Annotated in this window: 28 protein-coding genes; 23 read left to right on the forward strand and 5 right to left on the reverse strand. The window is 60.0% G+C overall.

What is annotated here, in order from left to right; translation table 11 throughout:
- The first annotated feature begins 53 nt into the window (after positions 1–53).
- The 11 genes from fabF (at position 54) to ACZ9BB_RS03010 (ending at position 9,590) form a co-directional block, all read left to right on the forward strand.
- On the forward strand, positions 54–1,298 hold the full coding sequence (fabF, locus tag ACZ9BB_RS02960) for a beta-ketoacyl-ACP synthase II (protein WP_476212465.1): 1,245 nt from the start codon (positions 54–56) through the stop codon (positions 1,296–1,298).
- Positions 1,298–2,113 carry an aminodeoxychorismate lyase gene (gene pabC, locus ACZ9BB_RS02965; protein ID WP_476212466.1) on the forward strand — a complete coding sequence of 272 codons (816 nt, stop codon included), beginning with the start codon at positions 1,298–1,300 and terminating at the stop codon, positions 2,111–2,113. Before fabF ends, pabC begins: the two co-directional genes overlap by 1 nt.
- A gap of 3 nt (positions 2,114–2,116) precedes the next feature.
- A complete protein-coding gene (mltG, locus tag ACZ9BB_RS02970) occupies positions 2,117–3,319 on the forward strand; it encodes an endolytic transglycosylase MltG (RefSeq protein WP_476212467.1) in 1,203 nt (400 codons plus the stop codon).
- A 19-nt stretch (positions 3,320–3,338) separates the two neighbouring features.
- Entirely contained in the window at positions 3,339–3,971 is a 633-nt protein-coding gene (gene tmk / locus ACZ9BB_RS02975; protein ID WP_476212468.1) for a dTMP kinase, read from the forward strand.
- Entirely contained in the window at positions 3,964–4,950 is a 987-nt protein-coding gene (locus ACZ9BB_RS02980; RefSeq protein WP_476212469.1) for a DNA polymerase III subunit delta', read from the forward strand. Before tmk ends, ACZ9BB_RS02980 begins: the two co-directional genes overlap by 8 nt.
- Positions 4,951–4,993: 43 nt before the next feature.
- Positions 4,994–5,350 (forward strand): PilZ domain-containing protein, encoded by a 357-nt coding sequence (locus ACZ9BB_RS02985; protein ID WP_019650437.1) that lies wholly within the window; start codon positions 4,994–4,996, stop codon positions 5,348–5,350.
- A 14-nt stretch (positions 5,351–5,364) separates the two neighbouring features.
- The gene (locus ACZ9BB_RS02990; protein WP_476212470.1) at positions 5,365–6,156 is read left to right on the forward strand and encodes a TatD family hydrolase; all 792 of its coding nucleotides are present in this window, start codon (positions 5,365–5,367) and stop codon (positions 6,154–6,156) included.
- A 392-nt stretch (positions 6,157–6,548) separates the two neighbouring features.
- The gene (locus ACZ9BB_RS02995) at positions 6,549–7,187 is read left to right on the forward strand and encodes a TetR/AcrR family transcriptional regulator (RefSeq protein ID WP_095634910.1); all 639 of its coding nucleotides are present in this window, start codon (positions 6,549–6,551) and stop codon (positions 7,185–7,187) included.
- Positions 7,188–7,326: 139 nt separating this feature from the next.
- Positions 7,327–8,295, forward strand: a complete 969-nt coding sequence (locus tag ACZ9BB_RS03000) for a GTP 3',8-cyclase MoaA (protein WP_476212471.1) — start codon at positions 7,327–7,329, stop codon at positions 8,293–8,295.
- A gap of 112 nt (positions 8,296–8,407) precedes the next feature.
- Positions 8,408–9,013 (forward strand): DUF4823 domain-containing protein, encoded by a 606-nt coding sequence (locus ACZ9BB_RS03005; RefSeq protein ID WP_476212472.1) that lies wholly within the window; start codon positions 8,408–8,410, stop codon positions 9,011–9,013.
- Positions 9,014–9,029: 16 nt separating this feature from the next.
- Complete coding sequence (locus ACZ9BB_RS03010) at positions 9,030–9,590, forward strand: DUF1285 domain-containing protein (protein ID WP_476212473.1); 561 nt, start codon at positions 9,030–9,032, stop codon at positions 9,588–9,590.
- A 63-nt stretch (positions 9,591–9,653) separates the two neighbouring features.
- On the opposite strand, the gene ACZ9BB_RS03015 is transcribed toward ACZ9BB_RS03010, so the two are convergent.
- Positions 9,654–10,526, reverse strand: coding sequence for an esterase/lipase family protein (locus ACZ9BB_RS03015; protein WP_476212474.1), 873 nt, complete (start codon positions 10,524–10,526; stop codon positions 9,654–9,656).
- 239 nt (positions 10,527–10,765) lie between these two features.
- On the opposite strand from ACZ9BB_RS03015, the gene ACZ9BB_RS03020 reads away from it, so the two are divergent.
- The 10 genes from ACZ9BB_RS03020 to ACZ9BB_RS03065 all read left to right on the forward strand — a co-directional run bounded on the left by ACZ9BB_RS03020 (position 10,766) and on the right by ACZ9BB_RS03065 (position 21,853).
- Positions 10,766–11,482 (forward strand): FadR/GntR family transcriptional regulator, encoded by a 717-nt coding sequence (locus ACZ9BB_RS03020; protein WP_050683259.1) that lies wholly within the window; start codon positions 10,766–10,768, stop codon positions 11,480–11,482.
- Positions 11,483–11,685: 203 nt separating this feature from the next.
- Positions 11,686–12,561 carry an SMP-30/gluconolactonase/LRE family protein gene (locus ACZ9BB_RS03025; protein ID WP_476212475.1) on the forward strand — a complete coding sequence of 292 codons (876 nt, stop codon included), beginning with the start codon at positions 11,686–11,688 and terminating at the stop codon, positions 12,559–12,561.
- 273 nt (positions 12,562–12,834) lie between these two features.
- On the forward strand, positions 12,835–13,653 hold the full coding sequence (locus tag ACZ9BB_RS03030; protein WP_476212476.1) for an SDR family oxidoreductase: 819 nt from the start codon (positions 12,835–12,837) through the stop codon (positions 13,651–13,653).
- A gap of 129 nt (positions 13,654–13,782) precedes the next feature.
- Positions 13,783–14,787: a substrate-binding domain-containing protein gene (locus ACZ9BB_RS03035; RefSeq protein ID WP_476212477.1), complete on the forward strand. Its 1,005-nt coding sequence runs from the start codon at positions 13,783–13,785 to the stop codon at positions 14,785–14,787.
- A gap of 66 nt (positions 14,788–14,853) precedes the next feature.
- Positions 14,854–16,398, forward strand: a complete 1,545-nt coding sequence (araG, locus tag ACZ9BB_RS03040) for an L-arabinose ABC transporter ATP-binding protein AraG (RefSeq protein ID WP_476212478.1) — start codon at positions 14,854–14,856, stop codon at positions 16,396–16,398.
- 9 nt (positions 16,399–16,407) lie between these two features.
- Positions 16,408–17,376 carry an L-arabinose ABC transporter permease AraH gene (araH, locus tag ACZ9BB_RS03045; protein ID WP_476212479.1) on the forward strand — a complete coding sequence of 323 codons (969 nt, stop codon included), beginning with the start codon at positions 16,408–16,410 and terminating at the stop codon, positions 17,374–17,376.
- Between the two features lie 221 nt (positions 17,377–17,597).
- Entirely contained in the window at positions 17,598–18,311 is a 714-nt protein-coding gene (locus ACZ9BB_RS03050; RefSeq protein ID WP_476212480.1) for a GntR family transcriptional regulator, read from the forward strand.
- Positions 18,308–19,306 (forward strand): ADP-ribosylglycohydrolase family protein, encoded by a 999-nt coding sequence (locus ACZ9BB_RS03055; RefSeq protein ID WP_476212481.1) that lies wholly within the window; start codon positions 18,308–18,310, stop codon positions 19,304–19,306. The genes ACZ9BB_RS03050 and ACZ9BB_RS03055 overlap by 4 nt, the downstream gene beginning before the upstream one ends.
- Positions 19,307–19,464: 158 nt before the next feature.
- Positions 19,465–20,931 (forward strand): purine-cytosine permease family protein, encoded by a 1,467-nt coding sequence (locus ACZ9BB_RS03060; RefSeq protein WP_476212482.1) that lies wholly within the window; start codon positions 19,465–19,467, stop codon positions 20,929–20,931.
- Complete coding sequence (locus ACZ9BB_RS03065) at positions 20,924–21,853, forward strand: PfkB family carbohydrate kinase (RefSeq protein ID WP_476212483.1); 930 nt, start codon at positions 20,924–20,926, stop codon at positions 21,851–21,853. Before ACZ9BB_RS03060 ends, ACZ9BB_RS03065 begins: the two co-directional genes overlap by 8 nt.
- 61 nt (positions 21,854–21,914) lie before the next feature.
- Here the strand turns inward: ACZ9BB_RS03065 and ACZ9BB_RS03070 are convergent, their stop codons facing one another.
- The 4 genes from ACZ9BB_RS03070 to ACZ9BB_RS03085 all read right to left on the reverse strand — a co-directional run bounded on the left by ACZ9BB_RS03070 (position 21,915) and on the right by ACZ9BB_RS03085 (position 24,699).
- A complete protein-coding gene (locus ACZ9BB_RS03070) occupies positions 21,915–22,295 on the reverse strand; it encodes a Rho termination factor N-terminal domain-containing protein (protein ID WP_476212484.1) in 381 nt (126 codons plus the stop codon).
- A 53-nt stretch (positions 22,296–22,348) separates the two neighbouring features.
- On the reverse strand, positions 22,349–22,603 hold the full coding sequence (locus tag ACZ9BB_RS03075; protein ID WP_018926197.1) for a hypothetical protein: 255 nt from the start codon (positions 22,601–22,603) through the stop codon (positions 22,349–22,351).
- Positions 22,604–22,727: 124 nt separating this feature from the next.
- Positions 22,728–23,933 (reverse strand): MFS transporter, encoded by a 1,206-nt coding sequence (locus ACZ9BB_RS03080; RefSeq protein ID WP_476212485.1) that lies wholly within the window; start codon positions 23,931–23,933, stop codon positions 22,728–22,730.
- A gap of 88 nt (positions 23,934–24,021) precedes the next feature.
- Positions 24,022–24,699 carry an HD domain-containing protein gene (locus ACZ9BB_RS03085; protein WP_476212486.1) on the reverse strand — a complete coding sequence of 226 codons (678 nt, stop codon included), beginning with the start codon at positions 24,697–24,699 and terminating at the stop codon, positions 24,022–24,024.
- Positions 24,700–24,930: 231 nt separating this feature from the next.
- Between ACZ9BB_RS03085 and ACZ9BB_RS03090 the strand changes: the two genes are divergently transcribed.
- Both ACZ9BB_RS03090 and ACZ9BB_RS03095 read left to right on the forward strand, forming a co-directional pair.
- The gene (locus ACZ9BB_RS03090; protein WP_052964833.1) at positions 24,931–25,413 is read left to right on the forward strand and encodes a GNAT family N-acetyltransferase; all 483 of its coding nucleotides are present in this window, start codon (positions 24,931–24,933) and stop codon (positions 25,411–25,413) included.
- Between the two features lie 216 nt (positions 25,414–25,629).
- The gene (locus ACZ9BB_RS03095; RefSeq protein ID WP_476212487.1) at positions 25,630–26,622 is read left to right on the forward strand and encodes a 2-dehydro-3-deoxygalactonokinase; all 993 of its coding nucleotides are present in this window, start codon (positions 25,630–25,632) and stop codon (positions 26,620–26,622) included.
- The last annotated feature ends 3 nt before the right edge of the window (positions 26,623–26,625 follow it).

Genomic DNA, 26,625 nt, shown 5'->3' on the forward strand with positions numbered 1-26,625 from the left:
CGGTTTTTTCTTTAGGCCTGATGCAAAGTCGTCATTTGAAAAAGGAGAGTGCTGTGTCGCGTAGACGCGTCGTAGTCACCGGTATGGGTATGTTGTCGCCACTGGGCACGGATGTGCCGAGCAGCTGGCAGGGCATTCTGGCTGGCCGTAGTGGCATTGGTCTGATCGAACACACCGACCTTTCTGCCTATTCCACCCGTTTTGGCGGCTCGGTAAAGGGCTTCAATGTCGAGGAATACCTGTCGCTCAAGGAAGCTCGCAAACTCGACCTGTTCATTCAATACGGTCTGGCTGCAGGTTTTCAGGCCGTGCGTAACGCAGGTCTTGAGGTCACCGACGCCAATCGCGAGCGTATCGGTGTGGCCATGGGTTCGGGTATTGGCGGTCTGACCAATATCGAAGAAACCAGCCGCACGCTGCATGATTCCGGCCCACGACGGATTTCTCCGTTTTTCGTGCCTGGCTCGATCATCAATATGATTTCCGGTTTCCTGTCCATCCACCTGGGTGCACAGGGGCCTAACTACGCCATCGCCACGGCGTGTACCACCGGTACGCACTGCATCGGCATGGCGGCACGCAACATCATGTACGACGAAGCCGACGTAATGATCGCCGGCGGTGCCGAGATGGCCGCGTGTGGTCTGGGCATGGGCGGCTTCGGTGCCTCCCGCGCACTGTCGACCCGCAACGACGAGCCGACCCGCGCCAGCCGTCCATGGGACAAGGGCCGTGATGGCTTCGTGTTGTCTGACGGCGCTGGCGCGCTGGTTCTCGAAGAACTGGAACACGCCAAGGCCCGTGGCGCGACCATCTACGCTGAGCTGATCGGTTTCGGCACCAGTGGCGATGCTTACCATATGACCTCGCCACCGGCTGATGGCGCAGGTGCCGCGCGTTGCATCACCAATGCCTTGCGCGATGCGAAGATCAACAGCGATCAGGTCCAGTACATCAACGCCCACGGCACCTCGACCTCGGCCGGCGACCTCGCCGAAGCTTGTGCGATCAAATCCGTGTTCGGCGATCACGCCTACAAACTGGCCGTCAGTTCGACCAAGTCCATGACCGGCCACTTGCTGGGTGCAGCGGGTGCGGTCGAGGCGATTTTCAGCGTACTGGCCATTAACAGCCAGGTAGCCCCGCCGACCATCAACCTCGATGAGCCGGACGAAGGCTGCGACCTCGACTTCGTCCCTCACACCGCGCGTGGCATGGATATCGACGTGGTGCTGTCCAACTCCTTCGGATTTGGCGGTACCAATGGCTCGCTGGTGTTCCGCCGGTTCGCTGACTGATGGACAGCTGGGTCGACGGTCAACCGGCTGACGCTTTGTCGCTGAAGGATCGCGGCCTGGCTTATGGCGATGGTCTGTTCGAGACCCTCTTGGTCAAGGGCGGGCAGCCGTTGCTGCTGGATCGACATCTGTCGCGTCTGGCCGAAGGCTGTTCGCGCCTGGCGATTGTCGCCGATCATGAACTGATCCGCGCGGAGCTGCTGGCCTATGCCGCAGCGCTGGGCGAGGGCGTACTCAAACTCATCCTCACCCGCGGCGACGGCCTGCGCGGTTACGCCGCCGACCCCTCGGCGCAGGCTCGACGCATTCTGCAAGGCAATCCTCCTGCTGCTTATCCGGCTGTTCATGCGAAGCAGGGCGTTCGGCTGTTTCCTTGTGCGACACGGCTTTCCAAACAGCCATTGCTCGCCGGCCTCAAGCATCTGAATCGTCTGGAGCAGGTCCTCGCCCGCTCCGAATGGCAGGACACCGAACACGCCGAAGGCTTGATGCTGGATCAGGTCGGACGGGTGATCGAAGGCGTGTTCAGCAATCTGTTCCTGGTGCGCGATGGCGTGCTGGTGACGGCTGATCTCAAACGCTGTGGCGTGGCGGGCGTGATGCGCGCGGAATTATTGTTTCAAGCCGAGTCACTGGGGATTGCCACGCAAATCACCGATATCACCCTCGATCAACTGCAATGGGCTGACGAGGTCTTTGTCTGCAACAGCGTGTATGGCGTCTGGCCGGTTTGCGCCTATGCCGCACTGAGCTGGCCGGTTGGGCCGCTCACCCGTAAACTCCAAACCATTGCCCGTGCGCTACTGGATGCTTGATTCGTGAGACGTAAATTCTTGCTGCTGCTGGAAACCGGACTGGTTCTGGCGGGGCTGCTGGCGGGCGCTTGCGCCTGGAAAATCGATTCGGCGCTGGAACAGCCGCTGAACATCGCCCAGGAAGAGCTGCTGGAAGTGCCCAAAGGCACTACGCCAAATCGCACTTTCATTCGACTCGAAGCCGATGGTGTCATCAAGGACGCTTTCTGGCTGCGTGTGTATTGGCGCTTCAATCTGGCAGGGCAACCGCTGCACAGCGGCGAATACCGCATGGTGCCCGGTATGACAGTCAACGGGCTGATCGATCTGTGGAAGCGCGGGGAAATGGTTCAGTACAGCCTGACGCTGGTCGAAGGCTGGAACTTCCGTCAGGTTCGCGCGGCCCTGGCCAAGGATGAAAAACTCGAGCAGACCCTGGATGGTTTGAGCGATAGCCAAGTGATGGATAAGCTCGGCCACGGCGGAATTTTCCCTGAGGGGCGATTCTTTCCTGATACGTATCGCTTCGTGCGGGGTATGAGCGATGTGGATCTGCTCAAGAAAGCTTATGACCGCCTTGACGAGGTCCTCGCCAAGGAGTGGAGCCAGCGCGCCGCCAGCGTGCCCTACACCGAGCCCTATCAGGCGTTGATCATGGCCTCGCTGGTGGAAAAGGAAACCGGTGTGCCGCAGGAGCGCGGGCAGATTGCCGGGGTGTTTGTACGGCGCATGGAAATGGGCATGCTGCTGCAGACCGATCCGACCGTGATCTATGGTCTGGGTGATCGTTACAACGGCAAGTTGACCCGCGCTCATCTCAAGGAACCGACACCGTATAACACTTACATGATCGCCGGCCTGCCGCCGACGCCGATTGCGATGGTCGGTCGCGAAGCGATCCATGCGGCGTTGAATCCGGTGGAAGGCAATAGCCTGTATTTTGTCGCGCGCGGTGATGGCAGCCACGTGTTTTCTGATGATCTGGACGCCCACAACAACGCAGTGCGGGAGTTCCAGATCAATCGCCGTGCCGATTACCGTTCAAGCCCGGCGCCAACTGTCACGCCGCAGGCGGAAGATGCCCCGGCACCGATTCCGGCGGCTTCACCCGATACGATGCCCGAAGAGGTGCCATCGCAAGCGCCACCCGTAGCGCCGCAAGACTCCGTACAAGAACCTGCGCCAGCACCCGAGCCGGATGCAGCCGCGCCGCAAAGCCCGCAATGACTCTGACTAAGGACTGCCCGTGACTGGCTTGTTTATTACCCTGGAAGGCCCGGAAGGCGCCGGCAAGAGCACCAATCGCGAATACCTGGCCGAGCGCCTGCGCGCAGCCGGGATCGAAGTGGTGTTGACCCGGGAGCCGGGTGGCACGCCTTTGGCCGAGCGAATCCGCGACGTGCTGTTGGCGCCGGTCGATGAAGTCATGAACCCCGACACCGAGCTGTTGCTGGTATTTGCCGCGCGAGCCCAGCATCTGGCCGAGGTGATCCGCCCGGCGCTGGCCCGTGGCGCGGTGGTCCTGTGTGATCGCTTTACCGACTCGACCTATGCCTACCAGGGCGGTGGGCGTGGTTTATCGCTGGAGCGTATTGCGACTCTCGAAACGTTTGTCCAGGGCGATCTGCGCCCGGATTTGACGCTGATCTTCGATCTGCCGGTGGAAGTGGGCCTGGCCCGCGCCAGCGCCCGCGGTCGCCTGGACCGCTTCGAGCTCGAAGGCCGAACATTCTTCGATGCCGTGCGCAGGGCCTTCCTCGAGCGCGCCAAAGCGGATCCTGCGCGTTATGTCCTGGTGGATGCCGCTCAACCGCTGGCACAGGTTCAGCAGTCCCTGGATGTCTTGTTGCCACGTCTGCTGGAGTTGACCCGTGGCTGAAGCCTATCCGTGGCAGGACAGTCTCTGGCAGCAATTGTCTGGCCGTGCCCAGCATGCTCACGCCTATTTGCTGCATGGCCCGGCCGGGATCGGCAAACGTGCGCTGGCCGAGCGTTTGATGGCCAGTTTGCTGTGCCAGCGTCCATCCGCCGAGGGTGCTTGCGGTGAATGCAAATCCTGTCTGCTGCTGAAGGCTGGCAGTCACCCCGACAACTACATCCTGGAGCCGGAAGAGGCGGATAAGGCGATCAAGGTCGATCAGGTGCGTGACCTGGTCAGTTTCGTGGTTCAGACCGCGCAGATGGGCGGTCGTAAAGTGGTGCTGATCGAGCCAGTCGAATCGATGAACATCAACGCCGCCAACGCCTTGCTCAAAAGCCTTGAAGAGCCGTCCGGCGACACCGTATTGCTGTTGGTCAGCCACCAGACCAGCCGTCTGCTGCCGACCATCAAGAGCCGTTGCGTGCAGCAGGCCTGTCCGTTGCCGAGCGAGGTCATGAGCCTGGCGTGGTTGGCCCAGGCGTTGCCGGACTGCTCGGAAGAGGAACGCATTGAGCTGTTGACCCTCGCCGCCGGTTCGCCCTTGGCTGCGCTCAAGTTGCAGGCCCAGGGCGTGCGTGAACAGCGTGCGCTGGTGGTCGAGGGCGTGAAGAAGCTGCTCAAGCAGCAGCAATCGCCGACGCAACTGGCTGAAGAATGGAAAGCCATTCCCATGTTGCTGCTGTTCGATTGGTTCTGCGATTGGTCGAGCCTGATCCTGCGTTATCAGTTGACTCAGGATGAGGCAGGGCTGGGACTGGCGGACATGCGCAAGGTGATTCAATACCTGGCGCAGAAAAGTGCTCAGGATAAAGTCTTGAATATCCAGGACTGGATCCTCGCCCAGCGCCAGAAAGTGATGAGCAAAGCCAACCTCAACCCGGCGTTGCTGCTGGAGGCGTTGTTGGTGCAATGGGTATCCTTGCCTACCCAGAAGTGACCGTCTACGCCTAGACTCTGATCATCAGACAGTGGAGGTCAGCATGAATGAACCCATCAGTCCGGGGCCGCGCAATGGCATTTTGTCCTTGACCATCAAGGACAGGTCCGTGCTCTACGCGGCCTACATGCCGTTCATCAAGAACGGCGGCCTGTTTATCCCGACCAACAAAAGCTACAAGTTGGGCGATGAGGTCTTCATGCTGCTGCACCTGATGGACGAACCGGAAAAGATTCCGGTCGCCGGTAAGGTCACCTGGATCACTCCCAAAGGAGCCCAGGGCAACCGGGCCGCCGGAGTCGGCGTGCAGTTCAACGAAGGCGATGACACTGCACGCAGTCGAATCGAAACCCATCTGGCCGGAGCGCTGAAGTCCGACCGTCCCACCCATACGATGTAAGTTGCAGCCCTTTTATGCTTGTAGATTCCCATTGCCACCTTGATCGCCTCGACCTCACCGCCCACGACGGCTCCCTGGATGCCGCGCTCGACGCGGCCCGTCAGAGGGGAGTAGGGCACTTTCTGTGCATTGGCGTCAGCGTTGAGAACGCCGCCGACGTCAAAGCCCTCGCCGAACGGTATGACGACGTCGATTGCTCGGTCGGCGTGCATCCGCTGGATGTGCAGCCGGGCGCCGCACCTGCGCTGGATTGGCTGTTGCGCGAACTCAATCATCCGCGGGTGGTGGCGATCGGTGAAACCGGCCTGGATTATCACTACGAGCCGGAAGCGGCAGAGTTGCAGCAGGAATCGTTCCGTCTGCACCTGCAAGCGGCAGGGCAAACCGGCAAGCCAGTGATCATCCATACCCGTGGCGCCCGGGCCGACACCCTCGAACTGCTACGCGAGGCGGCGTTGCCTCAGGCAGGCGTGCTGCATTGCTTTACCGAAGATTGGGAGATGGCCAAGGCTGCACTGGACATGGGGTATTACATTTCCTTGTCCGGTATTGTCACTTTTCGCAATGCCGATGCGCTGCGCGATGTGGCCAGCAAGGTGCCGGCGGACCGTTTGCTGGTGGAAACCGACTCGCCGTACCTGGCACCGATCCCTTATCGCGGCAAACCGAACCTGCCGCAATACGTGCGTGAGGTCGCGGAATTTCTGGCCATGTTGCGCGGCGAGTCCTACGAGCGCTTTGCCGAGCAAACCACCGAGAATTTCAAGCGTTTGTTCCCGCTGGCGCACGTCAGGGCATCGGCGTAACGTTGGAAAGATTGCAGCCTGCGGCAGCCTCCATGGGGCTTTGGCCACCAAATCGCAGGCAAAAAAAACCCGGGTTCTGGGGGGTGAATCCGGGTTAAGACCATTAGGAGTAAAACAAAGGCACGCAATCCTTTGGTACCTTCATCGGCGCGACACTTGGGGGAGATGCCTCGCCGACAGTTGAAGTATTGATCAGTATCGCGCCGAGTCCAGTTTAGCTGGTCGGGTTTTTAAACAAATTTGGAATACGTGCGCTTCGGTTGAGTTCCATCAACCGGTGAGGTTGCGCGAATTCATCAAGAAACACATATATGGTCGGATGATCCGTGCATTTTTGCGCAAGTTAGGCATAATACGCGGCTTCGAATTTTGACCCCTACAGACCTTTTCTTATGCATAAAGAACCTCGTAAGGTCCGTGAGTTTCGTCGCCGCGAGCAAGAAATTCTCGATACCGCGCTCAAGCTGTTCCTCGAACAAGGTGAAGACAGTGTCACCGTCGAGATGATTGCTGATGCCGTAGGTATCGGCAAAGGCACGATCTACAAGCACTTCAAATCCAAGGCGGAGATCTATCTGCGCCTGATGCTCGATTACGAGCGCGATTTGAACGAGCTGTTGCATTCCGCCGATGTCGATAAGGACAAGGAAGCCCTGTCCCGGGCCTACTTCGAATTCCGCATGCGCGATCCACAGCGCTATCGGTTGTTCGATCGCCTGGAAGAAAAGGTGGTCAAGGGCAACCAGGTGCCGGAGATGGTCGAGGAACTGCACAAGATCCGCGCCTCGAACTTCGAACGCCTGACCCTGCTGATCAAGGGTCGGATCAGCGAAGGCAAGCTCGAAGACGTGCCGCCTTACTTCCATTACTGCGCGGCCTGGGCGCTGGTGCACGGTGCCGTGGCGTTGTATCACTCGCCGTTCTGGAGCAACGTGCTGGAAGATCAGGAAGGTTTCTTCCAGTTCCTGATGGACATCGGCGTGCGCATGGGCAATAAGCGCAAACGCGATAGCGACACCCCGAGCAACTGAACCCGTCAGTTGCCTTGTTGCGCCATGATTTAGCTACATGGCGCAGTACCGCAGGAATATACTCAGGCATAGGGCTTGCTAAAACTTGATTTGTGAGTCAAGTTTTGCGCGTTCGAATCTTCTTTCGCCGGAGTGATCCATGATCGTTGACCGTCAAGGCAGGCGTTTTCGCAATTTGCGGATCAGTCTGACCTCCGCCTGTAACTACGCCTGTACCTACTGCGTGCCCAACGGCAAGCGGTTGGTGGCTGCGCAGGATGAGTTGTCGGCCGAGGCGATGGCACGCGGCGTGGCCTATCTGATCGAAGCGGCGGGCATCGAACGCTTGCGCATTACCGGTGGCGAGCCGTTGGTCAGCCCCAAGCTCGAAGCCTTCATGACCGCCGTCGGGCAGATGGGCCTGGCGGACATCAGCCTGACCACCAATGGTCAGTTGCTGGCGAAGAAGCTGCCACTGCTGGTGGATGCTGGCATTCGGCGCATCAACGTTTCCCTCGATACCCTGGATGCCGACGCGTTTCGCAGCATTGCGCGTGGCGGTGACTTGGCGACGGTGCTCGACGGCATGGGCCAGGCCGCTGCGGCCGGCATGAAGATCAAGGTCAATATGGTGCCATTGCGTGGGCAGAACCTCGATCAGGTGATGCCGCTGCTCGATTACTGCCTGGAGCGCGGCTACGAGTTGCGCTTCATCGAGTTGATGCGCATGGGCCATCTGGCCAGCGACTCCAACGCCTTCCTGCAGCAGTTCGTCAGCCTTCAGCAGCTGCTGAGCCTGATCGGCGAGCACTACGAATACCTTCAGGCCGATGCGCCGGTCGATGCCACGGCGGTGCGTTACCAGATTCCGGGGCAGGGCCACTTCGGCGTGATCGCCAACGAAAGCGTTCCATTCTGCCGCACCTGTTCGCGTCTGCGCTTGTCATCCACTGGCTGGCTGCATGGCTGCCTGTCGTCGAGCAATCGTCACTATGTCGGCGATTTGCTGGACAAGCCTCGTCACCAGGGACTGCCGGCGTTGCAACGACTGCTGGTGAAGGCTCTGGGAGACAAGCAGGAGGTGGCGTTCTCCGGTGGTGCGACCATCATGAAAATCATCGGCGGCTGATCGCCACAGGTCTGTATTCTCAGCCTGAAAATGCACATGACCTGAGCTGGCGCGGAAGCTGCATCCCATGGCCATTCGCCGGTTTTCCGTCACCGGCTTCTGGAGGGGTAGGATGCGTAGCCTGGTTTTGTTGCTGGCCGTTTTGGCGCTTGGTGGCTGCATGAATGTCAGCGATATGGCAGAAGGGACTCGCTACCACATGAGCGACGCGGGGCTGCTGGACCACAGCGACAGCCGTCGCGTGAATAACTTCCGCATTCAGCCGGACTCGTTCATCTACATCGCCCAAGGCGCCTTCGCGCCGCCGGGTAGCGCCTATCCGCGACCTAACGTGGTGGCCGAAGAAGCCTTCAACGGCTTTATCGAATATTTCCCGATGGTACGCCGCGCCCGTGCGCCGGAAGGCCTCGACACTGCCATGGGCGAAGCCCGTGCCGCCGGTGCGCACTATCTGCTTTACACCCGTTTCGCCAAGGCCGACGACCGCATCGGCAACTCGGACGAATGGCTCGACCAGGAACACGTGGATCGCCTCGGAATCGACAGCGGCGTGATTCAGATCATGTTGATCGAGACCAGCACCCAGTATTTGATTGATACTGCACGTATCAAGAGTCGTGGCGGTTTACTGACGTTCCACGACAACAAGCCAGAAGACTTGCTGGGCCCGCCGCTGGAGCAATACGCTCGTAGCCTGCTGGGGCTCAGCGACCAGTAATTCCAAGGAGAACGCCATGAGTGGCCCGCAAAAAGCCAACGACCTGTTGGGGCAAATCCCCAAAACCAAAGGCTTGCCGCCGGTCCACTTGTGGAACCCCGACTTCTGTGGCGACATCGACATGCGCATCGCCCGCGACGGCACCTGGTATTACCTGGGCACGCCAATCGGGCGCAAGCCGATGGTCAAGCTGTTCTCCACCATCATTCGCCGCGACGGCGATGATTACTTCCTGATTACCCCTGTCGAAAAGGTTGGCATCAAGGTCGACGACGCGCCGTTCGTGGCGATTGCCGTGGAGGTCGAAGGCGAGGGGGAAGCCCAGGTCTTGCGCTTTACCACCAATGTCGATGAAACGGCCGATGCCGGCGCCGAGCACCCTATGCGCGTGGTAATCGATCCGGTGACTCAGGAACCCGCGCCATACGTGCATGTGCGCACCAACCTTGAAGCGCTGATCCATCGCAATGTGTTCTACCAACTGGTGGAGCTGGCAGTGAGCCGTGAGATCGAGGGGCAGCGCTGGCTTGGCGTCTGGAGTGGTGGCGAGTTCTTCCCCATCGGGCTTGAGCCGTAACGCATGCTTTTGTGCTGTGAAAAAAAACGGCCCGTTATTTCAACGGGCCGTTTTTTTTGGGGCTTACAAACCCTTACTCCTGAGCCGCGCGGCATGTTCAAGGTAGAGCATGACCGGGCTCACGTTCCAGCTGTTGATCCCGGCCATCTGATTGACTGCGTCGAAATGGTCCATGGGGTAATCCGAGCGGATTACTTTGCCCAGGTGCGAGCTGTAGCGGCCAACCAGCCCATCGTTGGCGTGCTTCTCTTTATAAAATAACTGCGACAGCACCTTACAGTTCAAATGGGTCGGATCAAGGAGTTGCAGGCTTTGAAAATTCTGCACGATCCCGCTCCAGGAGTAGTAATACACGCCATTTTCAATTTCATTTCCTTCACCGCCCCAAACCTTTGGCACCCCTTGCGGGTACTTGCGATTGAAGGCGGCCAATCCTGCGCTGGTCAGCGATTCGAAAGCCGCTTGCGGGTCCACAGGGTTTTCCGGGTGGCCGCTGATCAACGAAATAAAAGTGCCGACTGCGCCCAACAGAGCCAGCACGAACGCTTCGGGCAACTCTCCGGGCGTCAACGCCTTGTGCAGTTGGTCGGCAATCTCGGAGCCATGATTGGGGCAACTGACCGAGGTGACCGACGCGACCTTTTCCGGATGCCGGGCTGCCACATAACGTGCGGCCAGAGGGCCTTGGCTATGGCCGATCAGATTGACCTTGGCGGCTCCTGTTTCCCGCAAAATGCGGTTGACGTGTTCGAGCAGTTTTTCACCGCGTTCTTCATTACCGTTGACGGTTGGAATATTGACGGCAAATACCTGGGCGCCAGCGCGCTCCAGGGCTTCCTCGATTTCGAAGAAATAGGGATAACCGGCGATTCTATCGAAGCCGAAAAGACCGTGAACCAACACAATGGGGTATTTCGTAGACGCATCCATGTCCATGTTCATACCTATCAATAGCGGATTTCAGGGGAAACAGATCACTGACTGCCTGATCTGTAGCGGCTAACCGTAGTTTACAAAACGGCGATGTTCAAACGCCTTTGGGCGGAGCGGCAAGTCCATATTTGCAGGGACAGCTGAAAATCCAATTGACACTCAATCATATGATGATTAGCGTGGGCATCCATCACGAACGGCTTTTTGCCGTTCGCTTTTTTCACCGGGGCGGTGAGGTAGCCATGTCCAGCAGTTTTCACGCGTCGACGGTTGATTGGCTGGGGTGCTGGATTGCCGCTGGCCAGGTGAAGCCCGGCGAAACCATAAAAGTCGAAGCCGACCTGGGCGAGCAGCTCGGGGTCAGCCGCACAGTCATTCGCGAAGCCATCAAAACCCTGGTGGCCAAAGGCATGCTTGAAGTCGGGCCGAAGGTCGGCACGCGGGTGTTGCCGGTACGGCGCTGGAACCTCTTCGATCCGCAAGTCGTCGGCTGGCTGTCGCGCAGCGGCTTGCCGGAAAACTTTGTCGACGACTTGCTCGACCTGCGCCGCACCATAGAACCGATGGCCGTGCGCTGGGCCTGCGAGCGTGCCACCGTCGAGCAAGTCCAGGCGGTGCTTCAGGCCTATAACGCGCTGGAGCGGGCAGTGGACAGCGGCATCGATTACAACCGCGCCGATCAGTTTTTCCACGAGTGCATTCTTGCCGCCAGTCACAATCAATTCATCGAACAAATGGTCCCGGCCCTCGGCGCGCTGCTGGCCGTGTCTTTCGAAGTCTCTGCCGCCGACCCGGACGAACTGCGTCGCACCTTGCCAATCCACAAAGACATGGCCGACGCCATCGCCGCCCGGGATGCCGCGCGGGGTGTATGGGCCTGCATGACCCTGATCGATAACGCTGACTTGGCGATCAAACGGTTTTACCCCCAAGTCATGGCCGACAAAAAGGCCAGCTAACCACACGAAAACTGTGGGAGTGAGCCTGTGTGGCGAGGGGGCTTGTCGGAACGCCGCATCGCCCCGTTGGGTCGCGAAGCGGCCCCGGCATTTCAAAGTTAAATCGCATGTAACGAGTTTACGACTGCTTCGCAGCCGAACGGGGGCAAGCCCCCTCGCCACACAAGCCCGCTCCCACATAAAAGATAAAAGCAGGAGGTTTCATGACGTGGACTGCGGTTACCGGACACCGTGCACGACTCGGCGAAGGCCCGTTCTGGGATGCACCGACCCAGGCGTTGTATTGGGTAGACATCGCGGGTAAACAGGCGCTGAGGCTGATCGGCGCCAATGTGGAAATCTGGCAGATGCCGGAGCACGTGTCTGCGTTCATCCCCTGCGAAAGCGGCGATGCCCTGGTGACATTGAGCAGTGGGGTTTATCGGCTGGACCTGGATTCTCCCGGCCTGGAACCTCGGCTGACCTTGCTCTGCGTGGCCGATCCGCAACCCGGCAATCGCCCCAACGAAGCCCGCTGCGATGCCCAGGGCCGGCTCTGGCTGGGCACCATGCAAAACAACATCGGCGAGCAGGGCGAAGACTTGCCGGTCGTGCGCCGCTCCGGTGGTCTGTTCCGCATCGACCGCGATGCTCGTGTCACGCCGCTGCTGCGAGGGCTAGGCATCCCTAACACCTTGCTGTGGAGCGACGACGGCACAACCCTGTATTTCGCCGACAGCCTCGACGGCACGTTGTACCAACATTTCATCCATACCGACGGCAACCTCGACACCGCCTACGTCTGGTTTGGCCCCCACGAGCGGGGTGGCCCCGACGGTTCGGCGATGGATGCCGAGGGCTATATCTGGAACGCTCGCTGGGACGGCAGTTGCTTGCTCAGGCTGACCCCGGACGGTCATGTTGATCGGGTGATCGAATTGCCTGTCAGCCGCCCCACCAGTTGCGTGTTCGGTGGCGAAGACTTCAAAACCTTGTACATCACCAGTGCGGCGAGCCCGCTCAATCACCCATTGGATGGCGCTTTGTTGTCGGTTCGAGTCGATGTACCCGGAAAGCCTTGTCAGAGATTTGCAGGTTAAATCCCAAAATATGGGATGAGAAATTATATATTGAGATTGTTGGGTGGTCGGGTTTATAGTCGGCCCCATCAGTTACACGCACTCACACTTAAAAAAACAAAACAGGTGAAGTGATGCAGCGATATTCCACCGCACTCCCTTACGGAGTCAGTGCTTCAGGCCGCCTCGGCGCCCGGGCGTTTTCACGCCTGCCTGCCTATTCCCAAAAGCTTTTTGACCGGACATCGACAGGTGTCCGGTTTTCGTCGTGCCTTCGAACAGGAGTGTTGATCCATGGCTGAACCTCTTTCCTTGCCACCGGTGCCTGAGCCGCCCAAGGGTGAGCGCCTGAAAAACAAAGTGGTGCTGCTGACCGGCGCGGCCCAGGGGATCGGCGAAGCGATTGTCGCGACTTTCGCCTCGCAGCAGGCCAGGCTGGTCATCAGCGATATCCAGGCCGAGAAGGTCGAAAAAGTCGCGGCGCATTGGCGTGAACAAGGTGCGGACGTCGTGGCGATCAAGGCCGACGTGTCACGTCAGCACGACCTGCACGCCATGGCCAAATTGGCCATCGAACTTCACGGCCGGATCGACGTGCTGGTCAACTGCGCCGGGGTCAACGTGTTCCGCGACCCGCTGCAAATGACCGAAGAAGACTGGCATCGCTGCTTCGCCATCGATCTGGACGGCGCCTGGTATGGCTGCAAAGCGGTGCTGCCGCAGATGATCGAGCAGGGCATCGGCAGCATCATCAACATTGCCTCCACCCATTCCACCCACATCATTCCCGGCTGCTTCCCGTACCCGGTGGCCAAGCATGGCTTGCTGGGGCTGACCCGCGCCCTGGGCATCGAATATGCCCCCAAGGGCATTCGCGTCAACGCCATCGCGCCGGGCTACATCGAAACCCAACTGAACGTTGATTACTGGAACGGTTTTGCCGACCCCCATGCCGAACGTCAGCGGGCCTTCGACCTGCATCCGCCACGGCGCATCGGTCAACCGATTGAAGTGGCGATGACCGCCGTGTTCCTGGCCAGTGATGAAGCGCCATTCATCAACGCCTCGTGCATCACCATCGATGGTGGTCGTTCGGTCATGTACCACGACTGAATGACTCAGGTTTCAGGCGCGTAACTACGTCTGTAATCCAATCATCATACGATATGACTATTGGCTGCATGCTTGACCGCTGTATTGGCTTTCAAATAACGCTCAAAAAAAATAACAAGGAGTCAGCTTATGAAACGTCGTCGTGGGATCCGTTCCCTGTGCTGTGCCGCTCTGGCGGTTACTGCGGTCAGCTTGAGCAGCACCTTGCTGGCGGCCGAAGAGGTGAAGATCGGTTTTCTGGTCAAACAAGCGGAAGAGCCCTGGTTCCAGACCGAATGGGCTTTCGCCGAAAAAGCCGGCAAGGACAAGGGCTTCACCCTCATCAAGATCGCCGTGCCTGACGGCGAGAAAACCCTTTCGGCCATCGACAGCCTGGCAGCCAACGGCGCCAAGGGCTTTGTGATCTGTCCGCCGGACGTGTCCCTGGGCCCTGCGATCATGGCCAAGGCCAAGCTCAACGGTTTGAAAGTGATCGCCGTCGATGACCGTTTCGTCGATGCCGGCGGCAAGTTCATGGAGGACGTGCCGTACCTCGGCATGGCGGCCTTTGAAGTCGGCCAGAAGCAGGGCGCCGCCATGGCCACAGAGGCGAAGAAGCGCGGCTGGGAATGGAAAGACACTTACGCGGTGATCAACACCTACAATGAACTCGATACCGGTAAAAAGCGCACCGACGGTTCGGTCAAGGCGTTGGAAGATGCCGGTATGCCGAAAGACCACATCCTCTTTTCAGCGCTCAAAACCCTCGACGTACCGGGCAGCATGGACGCCACCAACTCGGCCTTGGTGAAACTGCCGGGCGCGGCGAAAAACCTGATCATTGGCGGCATGAACGACAACACCGTGCTGGGCGGCGTGCGCGCCACCGAAAGCGCCGGTTTTGCCGCGGCCAACGTGATCGGCATCGGCATCAACGGCACCGATGCTATCGGCGAGTTGAAGAAGCCCAACAGCGGCTTCTTCGGCTCGATGCTGCCGAGCCCGCACATCGAGGGCTACAACACCGCCAGCATGATGCACGAGTGGGTCACCACCGGCAAAGAACCACCGAAATACACTGCGATGGACGACGTGACGCTGATCACGCGCGACAACTTCAAGCAGGAACTGGAAAAAATCGGTCTGTGGAACTGAGGCTCGGTTGATTTCATCGGCGGCCCTGGCAACGGGGCTGCCTGATCGGTGTGATGAGGTGGGTTTATGCACGCGCACGTACAAACACATGAACAGAACATTGGCGGCAGCCTGCGCTTCAACGGGATCGGCAAAACCTTTCCCGGGGTGAAGGCGCTGGACGGCATCAGCTTCGTCGCCCATCCGGGGCAGGTTCACGCCTTGATGGGCGAGAACGGCGCCGGCAAATCCACGCTGCTGAAAATCCTCGGCGGTGCTTACACGCCGAGCAGCGGCGACCTGCAGATCGGCGAGCAGACGAGGGTCTTCAAGTCCACTGCCGACAGTATTGGCAGCGGGGTCGCGGTAATCCATCAGGAGCTGCACCTGGTGCCGGAAATGACCGTGGCCGAGAACCTGTTTCTCGGGCATCTGCCGGCGAGTTTCGGCCTGATCAATCGTGGCGCCTTGCGGCAACAGGCACTGGCCTGCCTCAAAGGCCTGGCCGATGAGATCGATCCGCAAGAGAAGGTCGGGCGCTTGTCCCTCGGTCAGCGGCAACTGGTGGAAATCGCCAAGGCGTTGTCCCGTGGTGCGCATGTGATTGCGTTCGACGAACCCACCAGCAGCCTGTCGGCGCGGGAGATCGACCGCTTGATGGCGATCATCGGTCGCCTGCGCGACGAAGGCAAAGTGGTGCTTTACGTCTCCCATCGCATGGAAGAAGTGTTCCGCATCTGTAACGCGGTGACGGTGTTCAAGGACGGTCGCTACGTGCGCACTTTCGAGGACATGAGTGCGTTGACCCATGACCAGTTAGTGACGTGCATGGTCGGTCGCGACATTCAGGACATCTACGATTACCGCAGCCGTGCGCGTGGCGCGGTGGCGCTCAAGGTCGACGGATTACTCGGGCCAGGCTTGCGTGAGCCGGTGAGTTTCGAGGCGCACAAGGGGGAAATCCTCGGTCTGTTCGGGCTGGTCGGTGCCGGGCGCACCGAGCTGTTCCGAATGCTCAGCGGGCTGACGCGCAACACCGCCGGGCGCCTGGAGTTGCGCGGTCGTGAACTGAAACTGCGTTCGCCTCGCGATGCCATCGCTGCGGGGATTCTGCTGTGCCCCGAGGACCGCAAGAAGGAGGGCATCCTGCCGCTGGCCAGCGTCGCCGAGAACATCAACATCAGTGCCCGCGGTGCCCATTCCACCTTCGGTTGCCTGTTAAGTGGCTTGTGGGAAAAGGGCAACGCCGACAAGCAGATCAAGGCGCTGAAAGTGAAGACGCCCAACGCGGCGCAGAAAATCATGTTCCTGTCTGGCGGTAATCAGCAGAAGGCGATTCTCGGTCGCTGGCTGTCGATGCCGATGAAAGTCCTGCTGCTCGACGAGCCCACCCGTGGCATCGACATCGGCGCCAAGGCCGAGATCTATCAGATCATCCACAACCTGGCCGCCAGTGGTATCGCGGTGATTGTGGTGTCCAGCGACCTGATGGAAGTCATGGGTATTTCCGACCGCATCCTGGTGCTCTGCGAAGGCGCGATGCGCGGCGAACTGACCCGCGAACAAGCCAATGAATCCAACCTGCTGCAACTGGCTTTGCCACGCCAACGCGCTGCCGGCGTGGCGAACTGAGAGGTGACTATGACCATCCAAAACAACGCTCTGCCAACCCCGCGCAAACCTTTGGACTTGCGGCGCTTTTTCGATGACTGGGTGATGCTGCTGGCGGCCGTCGGGATCTTCGTGCTCTGCACCTTGTTGATCGACAACTTCCTTTCGCCGCTGAATATGCGCGGCCTGGGCCTGGCGATTTCCACCACCGGGATTGCCGCCTGCACCATGTTGTATTGCCTGGCGTCCGGGCACTTCGACTTGTCGGTGGGCTCGGTGATTGCCTGTGCCGGCGTGGTCGCGGCGGTGGTGATGCGCGACACCAACAGCGTATTCCTCGGCGTGAGTGCGGCGCTGGTGATGGGGCTGATCGTCGGGCTGATCAACGGGATCGTGATTGCCAAGCTGCGGGTCAATGCGTTGATCACCACGCTGGCGACCATGCAGATCGTTCGGGGCCTGGCGTACATTTTTGCCAATGGCAAAGCGGTGGGCGTTTCGCAGGAACAGTTCTTCGTGTTCGGCAACGGTCAGTTGTTCGGCGTGCCGGTGCCGATTCTGATCACCATCGTCTGCTTCCTGTTCTTCGGTTGGCTGCTCAATTACACCACCTACGGGCGCAACACCATGGCCATCGGCGGCAACCAGGAAGCGGCGCTGTTGGCCGGGGTCAACGTCGACCGGACCAAGATCCTCATCTTCGCCGTACACGGTGTGATTGGTGCGCTGGCCGGCGTGATTCTGGCGTCGCGCATGACGTCCGGTCAGCCGATGATCGGCCAGGGTTTTGAATTGACGGTGATCTCGGCTTGCGTACTCGGCGGGGTGTCGCTGAGTGGCGGGATCGGGATGATTCGGCATGTGATCGCCGGGGTGTTGATTCTGGCGATCATCGAGAATGCGATGAACCTGAAGAACATCGATACCTTCTACCAGTACGTGATTCGTGGTTCGATCCTGCTGCTGGCGGTGGTGATTGACCGACTGAAACAGCGCTGACTTCCACTTGTGGGAGCGGGTTGTCACCGATCGTTCCCACGCTCTGCGTGGGAATGCAGCCCGGGACGCTCCGCGTCCCAACAGCGGACGCAGAGCGTCCATTGAGGCATTCCCACGCGGAGCATGGGAACGATCATTTGAAGGATCCTTCACCCACTTTCACAAAATATTCCTTGCTCGCCCCAACCCGTTTCAGCTATGACGGTACACCCGAGGTGTACATGATCAGACCGGTACGAATTGACAAGAAACAACAGGTGGTCGACGAGCTCACCCGGCACATCGAAAGAAGCCTCATGGAGGACGGCATTCTATTGTCGGGCGAGCATCAGTTGGCTCAAGCATTCAAAGTCAGCCTTGGCACGCTGCGTGAAGCCCTGGCCGAATTGAAGCGGCGCCAAGACATCGCTACGCAAGGCGCAGTGGGGTCCATCGTCACGTTCGATGGTGTGGTGCTCGATCAGCGCAACGGCTGGGCCCAGGCGCTGGCCGACAATGGAGCGCTGATCAATACCGAAGTGCTGCGGCTGGAGGCGGTCACCCGTCCGGACCTGTTGGCGCGTTTCGGCACCGATCAATTCATCACCCTCGACCGTCGCCGCCGCGGCACCGATGGCACGCTGGTGTCTCTTGAGCGCTCATTGATGCCTGCCACTGGCGGCCTGGAAAGTCTCCCGCGAGTGGGGCTGATCGATGATTCCCTGACCATCACCCTGGCCGCCTACGGCTACATCGGCGAGCATGGCGATCAGTGGATCGGCGCAGAACCCTTGAACGCCGAAGACGCCAAGCTGCTCGGGCGTCCGGAGGGCACAGTATTCCTCAAGGCCCTGCGCACCACCTACGACCGTCAGAACCGTTTCATGGAACAAGTCGAAAGCCTGCTCGACCCGGTGCACTTTCGTCTGCATCTGCAAATTGGAGCTGCAAAGTGACCGAACTCGACCGTGCCCTCGGCGCGTTCTACGGACTGGCCCTGGGGGACGCGCTGGGCATGCCGACCCAATCCCTGAGCCGCGCCGAAATCAAGGCGCGCTTCGGCGAAATCACCGATCTGCAAGACGCTGGGCCGGATCAACCGATCGCCGCAAACATGCCCAAAGGTTCGATCACTGACGATACCGAGCAGGCGATTCTGCTCGGCCAGTTGTTGATTGCAGGCAAGGGGCGGATCGAACCGGCGGAGCTGGCCCGAGGGCTGATCGAATGGGAAGCCAGGATGCGGGCCAAGGGCTCGCAGGATTTGCTCGGGCCGTCGACCAAACACGCTATCGAGATGATCCTCGCCGGCTATTCGCTGGAAGAGGCGGGGCGCCATGGCACCACCAATGGGGCGGCGATGCGCATCACGCCGGTGGGGATTGCGGCCGATGTTGCCGATCCCGGGCGTTTCATCCGCGCCGTGGTGCAGGCCTGTCAGGTGACTCATAACACCTCGCTGGGAATTGCCAGTGCGGCGGCGGTGGCGTCGGTGGTTTCTGCCGGGATCAACGGCATGGACCTGGGCGAGGCGTTGAACCTCGGCCAGCAGATCGCGCAGCAAGCTGAAGCTCATGGCCATTGGGTTGCCGGCGGGCGTATCGCCTCACGCATCAGTTGGGCGCGGAGCATCAGCATCGACAGCGACAAGGCGTTGCTGGGGGACTTGCTGTACGAGGTGATCGGTACTTCGGTCGCCTCACAGGAATCAGTGGTGGTGTCGTTTGCGCTGGCTCAGCAAGTGGCCATCGGGGAAATGACGGCCTTCGAAGCACTGTGCATGGCTGCCGGTTTGGGCGGTGATACCGACACCATCGCGGCGATTCTCGGTGCAATGCTTGGGGCTTGCCTGGGGCTTGAGTGTTGGCCGGTGGCGATGATCGAGCAGGTTAAAGCGGTAAATGATTTGCAGTTGGAACCGTTGGTGCAAGGGCTGCTGGCTTTGCGTTGACTGTACGGGCGTCATCGCGGGCAAGCCCGCGATGGACGCGCCGCATACATGAATGTTTCACCCGCAATGGAGCGCACAGATATGGCAAGGACCGCCGGAAAGTCATGTCGACTTCCGAATTGCCCACAACCACAACAATGGCAACAGGAGCAGTTTTCATGAGTTCATCGAACACCGGACAAAGTGCCGGACAATTGGAAACCCGTGGTATCGAACCGGTGCCGGAAGGCGAGTGCAACGGTCATCCGCTGCAACTGTTCTGGGTGTGGTTCGCGGCCAACATTTCCATCCTCGGTTTGCCGTTGGGTGCCACGCTGGTGGCCTTCCGCGGCCTCGCAATCTGGCAGGCGATCATCGTCGCCATCCTCGGTGCCGCCGGTTCTTTCGCGGTGGTCGGGATCATCTCCATTGCCGGTCGTCGTGGCCGTGCACCGAGCCTGACGCTGTCGCGAGCGATCTTCGGTGTGCGCGGCAATATCGGCCCGACGCTGGTCTCGCTGATGTCGCGTCTGGGTTGGGAAACCGTCAACACCACTACCGCCGCATTCGTCTTGCTGTCGCTGTGTTCGATTCTGTTCGGCTCGCCGGTGGAAGCCAAAAGCGCGCCGCTGCTGACCCTGGTCTTTATCGCGATTTTTGTGCTGCTGACGTTGTCAGTGTCCGGCCTCGGTCACGCCACGTTGCTGGTAATCCAGAGATGGGCGACCTATGTGTTCGGTGGGTTGAACATCCTGGTCGGCGGTTTCCTCTGCGCGACCATCGACTGGAGCGCCGTGTTCAACACCACGCCAGCGCCGCTGAGTGCGATGATCATCGGCATCGGCACCATGGCCGCCGGCACCGGGATCGGTTGGGCCAACGCCGGTGCCGACATGTCGCGCTACCAGCACCGCAGTGTCAAAGCCGTGCGTCTGGTGGCATCGGCGGCGTTCGGTGCGGGGATTCCGCTGGTGCTGCTGATCACCCTCGGCGGCCTGCTGTCAGTGGGCAACAATGATCTGGCCTCAGCCACTGACCCGATCGTCGCGATCCGCGACATGCTGCCGACCTGGATGGCCGTGCCGTACTTGGTCACCGCGTTCGGCGGACTGCTGTTGTCGAACAACCTGTCGGTGTACTCCGCCGGTTTGACCACCTTGACCCTCGGCCTGAAGGTCAAGCGCGTGTATGCGGTGGTGGTCGATATCATTGCGATCTTCGCCGGGTCGATTTACTTCATGCTGATCGCCGAGAGCTTCTACGGCCCGTTTATCACCTTCATTTCCTTGCTGGCCGTGCCGATCACGGCGTGGGTCGGGATCTTCGTGGTCGACCTGATTCATCGTCATTACTACAGCCCCAAAGACCTGTTGGATGTCAGCCCGAGCAGCGCGTATTGGTATCGCGGCGGTGTCGAGTGGCGCGCCTTCGGTGCATGGGCGCTGGCAATTGTGTTGGGTTTCAGTTTCACCACCATTGGCACCACTGAACAAGATGTCTGGTTCCGGGGCTTTTTGTCCGACTCCTGGCTGGGCCACAACGGCCTGGGCTGGATCGTCACGTTCGTGGTGGCCGGTGGCATTTACTGGGTACTCGGCGGTGCGAAGGATCGCCGCACTGCGTTGATCGAGCCGGCTCATGCCTAAGCTGTTGCACACCGGCCAGGTCATGATCGACCTGGTCATGGCCGTGGATAAATTGCCTCAATCGGGCGGTGACGTGCTGGCGCAATCCGCTCGTTTCGAGGCCGGCGGCGGCTTCAATGTAATGGCTGCGGCCCAGCGAAACGGCTTGCCGGTGGTCTACCTCGGTGGCCATGGCAAGGGCCGTTTCGGCGACCTGGCCCGAGAGGCGATGACGGCTGAAGGCATTCGGATCGGCATCGATCAGAGCACCGAGCGCGACACCGGGCTGTGTGTCGCGCTGACCGAAGCCTCGGCCGAGCGCACGTTCATTTCCTGCATCGGTGCCGAAAGCGAATTGACCGCCGAAGACCTGGCGAGTGTGCCGGCCGAGGCGGGCGACTTTGTCTACGTCAGTGGCTACAGCCTGCTGCATGGCGGCAAGGCTCAGGCGCTGGTGGATTGGGTGCTGGAGTTGCCGGTCGGGATCAAGGTGGTGTTCGATCCGGGACCGTTGGTGGATTCGCCGGACGCACCGCTGATGAAGGCCTTGCTGCCGTGCATCGATCTGTGGACCAGCAACCGTGTCGAGGCGCTGCGGTTTACCGGGGCGTCGGACATTGCCGAGGCGTTGAATATTTTGGCGGATCAGTTGCCGACGGACGCCCTGATGGTGGTTCGCGATGGGCCGCAGGGTTGCTGGATCAGCCAGCATGGCGACCGTCAGCAGGTACCGGGATTCAAGGTCACGGCCGTCGACAGCAACGGTGCGGGGGATGCCCATGCCGGGGTGTTTGTTGCTGGGTTGGCGCAGGGCTTGTCGGCGGCTGAAGCGGCACGGCGGGCGAATGCGGCAGCGGCGTTGGCGGTCACTCGTTGGGGGCCGGCGACTTCGCCGGGGGCGGCGGAGGTGGATGCGTTGGTCCGCGAGACTTTCGGCACCTGATTAGCCGCTATCGCGGGCAAGCCCGCGATGAGGCCCTCAAGTTCACCCTCAATACTGACTTTCAACCCGCCTTGCGCAACGCCTCGATCAACTCTTGCTTGCGCATGCTCGAACGCCCCGGAATCTTCTTCGCCCGGGCTTCTTTCATCAGGCTGTCCACCGTCTGCGTATCGCGCGACGCCTGGCTGTTGCGCGGCTTGCCCTCACGGGTGGCGACTGCACGGCGGGCTGATTCCTTGCGATCGGCAGACTTGGCAGCGGCCGGTTTCTTGCGTCCCGAGCCGCCGGCGCGCTCACCGCCACCCGACTGCTTGTTCACCGTCGCCCAGGCGCGGGCCTCGGCTTCATCTTTCGACACGCCTTTGCGTTCGTAGCTTTCTTCGATGTGTTCGGCCTTGCGTTTCTGCTCGGCGGTGTATTTGTCTTTGCTTCCACGAGGCATGGGATTTCTCCTGGCTATAGGCGCTGGCGCAGGCTTCGCCAGCTCCTGCTCGGCTAGTTATCCAGTTTGCGTGCCGCCTCAACCCCAGCGGCGCTGAGTTTGATCGGCAGGTTCAGCGAGTGTTCGCCGGCTTCATTGCAGATCACATGACCGTGCTGGATCAGCCCGCGCTCCTGCAATGTCGCGAGGGTGCTGGCCACGACTTTCTCCCCCCGGTAATTGTCCAGAACCTCCTTGCCCAAGCCGCTTGGATGGGCATGCAGCAGGCGGGTCAGGACTTCTTTTTCCAGGTTTTTATCGACGTTCATGGTGACCTCTTGGTTGGGATGGACGAGTGTTGCTCCTCGCTCGCATTGGCGAGCCCTTACTCGATATTGGTCCGTCCCAGACCTGGATTGGTGCCTGAGGAACGACGAGTGGTCCAGGGGCGGGCTAGGCTTGCTGCAACGTTGTGACCTTGCTGACGTGACGCCAGACCAACCGCCCCACGGTGATCAGCCAGTTCAGCAGGGCGACCGACAGTACCGTGAGCAACAACGTCAGCATCCCGTATTCGACGATGATTTTCCCGGCCAGTAGTGGAAAGCCGAACACGCCGATGAAGTAGGACAGGCTGAACAACAGCAAGGATTGTGAGGTGGTACCGGACGGTGCTTCGTTCGCCGCCAGGCCATTGATCACCGAATACGTCAGTCCATAACCAATCCCGAGCATCGCTGCCGCCAGCACATAGCTGAAACCGTCGTCGACCACAAAACCGAATATCAGGATCGAGCCCATCATCAGGCCGGACAACAGGCAGGATGCACGTAACGGATCGCGTTTGACCACGAAGCCGGCAATCAGCATTCGGCTGCTGATCGCCGCGCCCATGAAGCCGAAAAAGAACAGTGAATAATCCAGTGAGCGAGACGCCGCGTAACTGGTTTGAAAACTCGATAATCCGCCGAACACGCAGCCGCCGAGGCCGACCATGATGATCGGGAACACGGCTCTGGAGGACAACACCTGAGCCGTTGCGCGCCAGGAAATGCGTGCGACTGACGCAGACGCGGAGGGCGTTCTTTTGAGCCGGGCATCCAGCCGCCAGAACAGCAAAGCGCCAATCAGACTGGCCAGTGCAGCGAGGTAAAACGCGGCCGTTACCGGATACCCGAGGGCACTGGCTGCGCGGCCTAACAGTGGGCCGCTGCCGATCCCGGTCATCATGCTGCCCGACAGCAACGCAAAGTATTTGGCCCGTTGAGCGGGCGTCACCAGGCTCGCGACGATGATCGGTCCGAGGGTGTAGAAAACACCCCAGCCCAACCCCAGCATCAATCCAAAAAACAGCAGCAGATGGCCAACGCCCGGCGTCAAGGCAAACCCCAGGCTGGCGATCACCAGCAACAGGCTGAACAGGGCAATGGAGCGCGCCGCGCCGAGCAGGTCGGACAAGTGACCAGAGACGAGCACCGCCGCAAAGGTGCTGAGCATTGCCGCCGAAATCACGCTGCCGGCATCGTGTTCATTGCCACCTCGCGAGCTGATCAGCAGCGACAGCAAAAAGGTCGAGCCATAGGACAACGACAGCAAGTAGCTGGCGAGGCAGAACAGGCCGAATAACTTGCTTGAGACTGGTGGGGCGGCGTTAGACATGAGGCTGTTCCTTGACCCGATAGAAGTGAACGTCATCTATCTATCACGCAAGGCGCCGAAGTTAGGTCTGTGGTTACCGATTTCAGGGTTAGCGCCGGCCGGAGTAATGCGCTTGGCAGACGCCGATTTCTTCCTTGAACAGTTCCATGAATCCCTTCAAGCGTTGATGACGAACCTGTGCCAGACGCTGGCCGGTGGTCGTTTGGAAACCGTCCGCGAGGTGCAGCAGCTTGGTCTGGAAATGATCGAGGCAAAAGCGTTTGTCGTCGTAGTCCCGCTCGTTTGCCTCCGGGTCCACTGGGTCGTACAACGCGCTGCCCATGCGCCCGGCAATGTAGAAGGTACGCGCCACGCCGAGCATGCCAAGGGAGTCGAGGCGGTCGGCGTCCTGGATGATTCGGGCTTCGAGGGTCGTGGGCGTGATGTTGGCGCTGAAGCTATGGGCCTCAATGGCATGGACGACCGCGGTGATTTTTGCGTCAGGCCAATCCATGGCTGTCAGCACTGTCGACGCTTTCTGCGCCGCCAGCCGTGACGCCTGGGAACGCAGCGGCGAGTTCTTCTCCACCGCCACGCAATCGTGCAACAGCACGGCGGCCAGCAGCACCTCAAGATCACCGCCTTCTTCAGCCTGAAGTGTGCGCACGTTGTGCCACACCCGCTGCAAGTGCGACAGATCATGGGCGCCGTCCTCGCCAGGTTCCAGCGCGTGGGGCAGCAGTCTTGATGCCAGATTGTGCAGAGGCGCAAAAGCGATAGTGGTCATAAAAGTCCTTTAGTGTGGAAACGCTTTTGTGGCGAGGGAGCTTGCTCCCGCTGGGCTGCACAGCAGCCCCAACCCCAGACGACACGGTATTTCAACTAGATCAGCGTCGCCAGTTTTGCGACTGCTGTGCAGCCGAGCGGGAGCAAGCTCCCTCGCCACATTGCTTTCAAATGTGACGAGCGCCGCGCGCGGACTTAGTATGGCGTTTTCAACTTTTGACAAGGCACGTCCATGACGATCGAAATCCGCCCGGCAACCCCCAGCGATGCTCCGCAAATCCTCGCGTTCATCACTGAACTGGCCGACTTCGAACGTGCCCGTCACGAAGTCATCGCCAGCGTCGCCGACATTGAGCGCAGCCTGTTCAGCGAAGGTGCCACCGCCCATGGCCTGATCTGCCTGCGCGACGGCCTGCCGATCGGCTTCGCGGTGTTCTTTTTCAGCTATTCCACCTGGCTGGGCAGCAATTGCCTGTACCTCGAAGACCTCTACATCACCCCTGAACAACGAGGTGGTGGCGCCGGTAAAACCTTGCTGCGTCACTTGGCAAAAATCGCCTGCGCCAATGACTGCGGCCGTTTCGAATGGAGCGTGCTGGACTGGAACAAACCGGCGATCGAATTCTACAAATCCCTCGGCGCACAACCGCAGGAAGAGTGGGTGCGGTATCGGATGGATGGGGCAGTGTTAAGGGATTTTGCCGAGGGCAATTGATCCCCTAAAAGATCGCAGCCTTCGGCAGCTCCTACACGGGATTGTGTTCGACCGCGCTATTGCGTCGCACATCGAATCTGTAGGGACTGCCGAAGGCTGCGATTTTTTTTTGTGCATCTCCCAATATATGGGATTGATATTTATATATTGAGATTTACCTTCGTCCAGGTTTATAGTCCAGCTCACTCACTGCCAAAAACCAAAACAGGTGAAGCGATGCTGGCGCAATTGATCGCGCTCGATTGGGGGACAACCTCATTACGTGCTTACAAACTCGGCTTCGGTGGCCAGGTGCTGGAACAGCGCTCGCTGTCGTCCGGGATCATGCAGCTGCCCAGGACGCCGCGAATCATCGCCGGCCAGGAATGTGCCGACGGTTTTGAATTGGCCTTCGATGAGGCGTGCGGTGACTGGCTCGACGCGCAGCCCGATTTGCCGGTGATTGCTTGCGGCATGGTCGGCAGTGCTCAGGGCTGGCGCGAAGCGGCCTACTGCGACACGCCGGCGAACGTCGCCAATCTCGGAACTTCCCTACAAACCGTTCGCAGTCTTCGCGGTGTCGATGTGCACATCGTGCCGGGCGTGATTCAGCGTTCGCGCTTGCCGAACGTGATGCGCGGCGAGGAAACCCAGGTCCTCGGTGTATTGCAGAATCTGCCGGGCGGGGCGGGCAACGATCTGTTGATCGGCTTGCCGGGCAGTCATTCGAAATGGGTGGAAGTGGCCGACGGCTGCATCGTGCATTTCGATACTTTCATGACGGGCGAAGTCTTCGCCGTCCTCAGCGAACACAGCATTCTGGGGCGCACTCAGCAGCGCGGTGGGTCTTTTGATGGCGAAGCGTTTGACCGTGGCGTGCAAGTGGCGCTGTCGGCGGACGGCGAGATCGGGCCGCTGTCGACGCTGTTCAGTGCCCGCAGTCTGGGGCTGACCGGTGAACTGAGCGCCACGGCTCAACCGGACTATCTGTCGGGCCTGTTGATCGGTCATGAACTGTCGGCCCTGGCCAGCGTTCAGCGGCGTCGGCGTAACAGCGTCCATCTGCCGTCGATCATTCTCATTGGTAACTCCCAACTCTGCGCCCGCTACAGCCGGGCGCTCGACGCCTGCGGTTTTACCCGGGTGACCCTGGCCGAGCAGGCCACCGAACGCGGGTTGTGGCACTTGGCGGTCGCCGCCGGACTGGTCACGACACCCTCATCCCGTTAAACC

This window comes from Pseudomonas sp. TE3552, assembly GCF_056278945.1.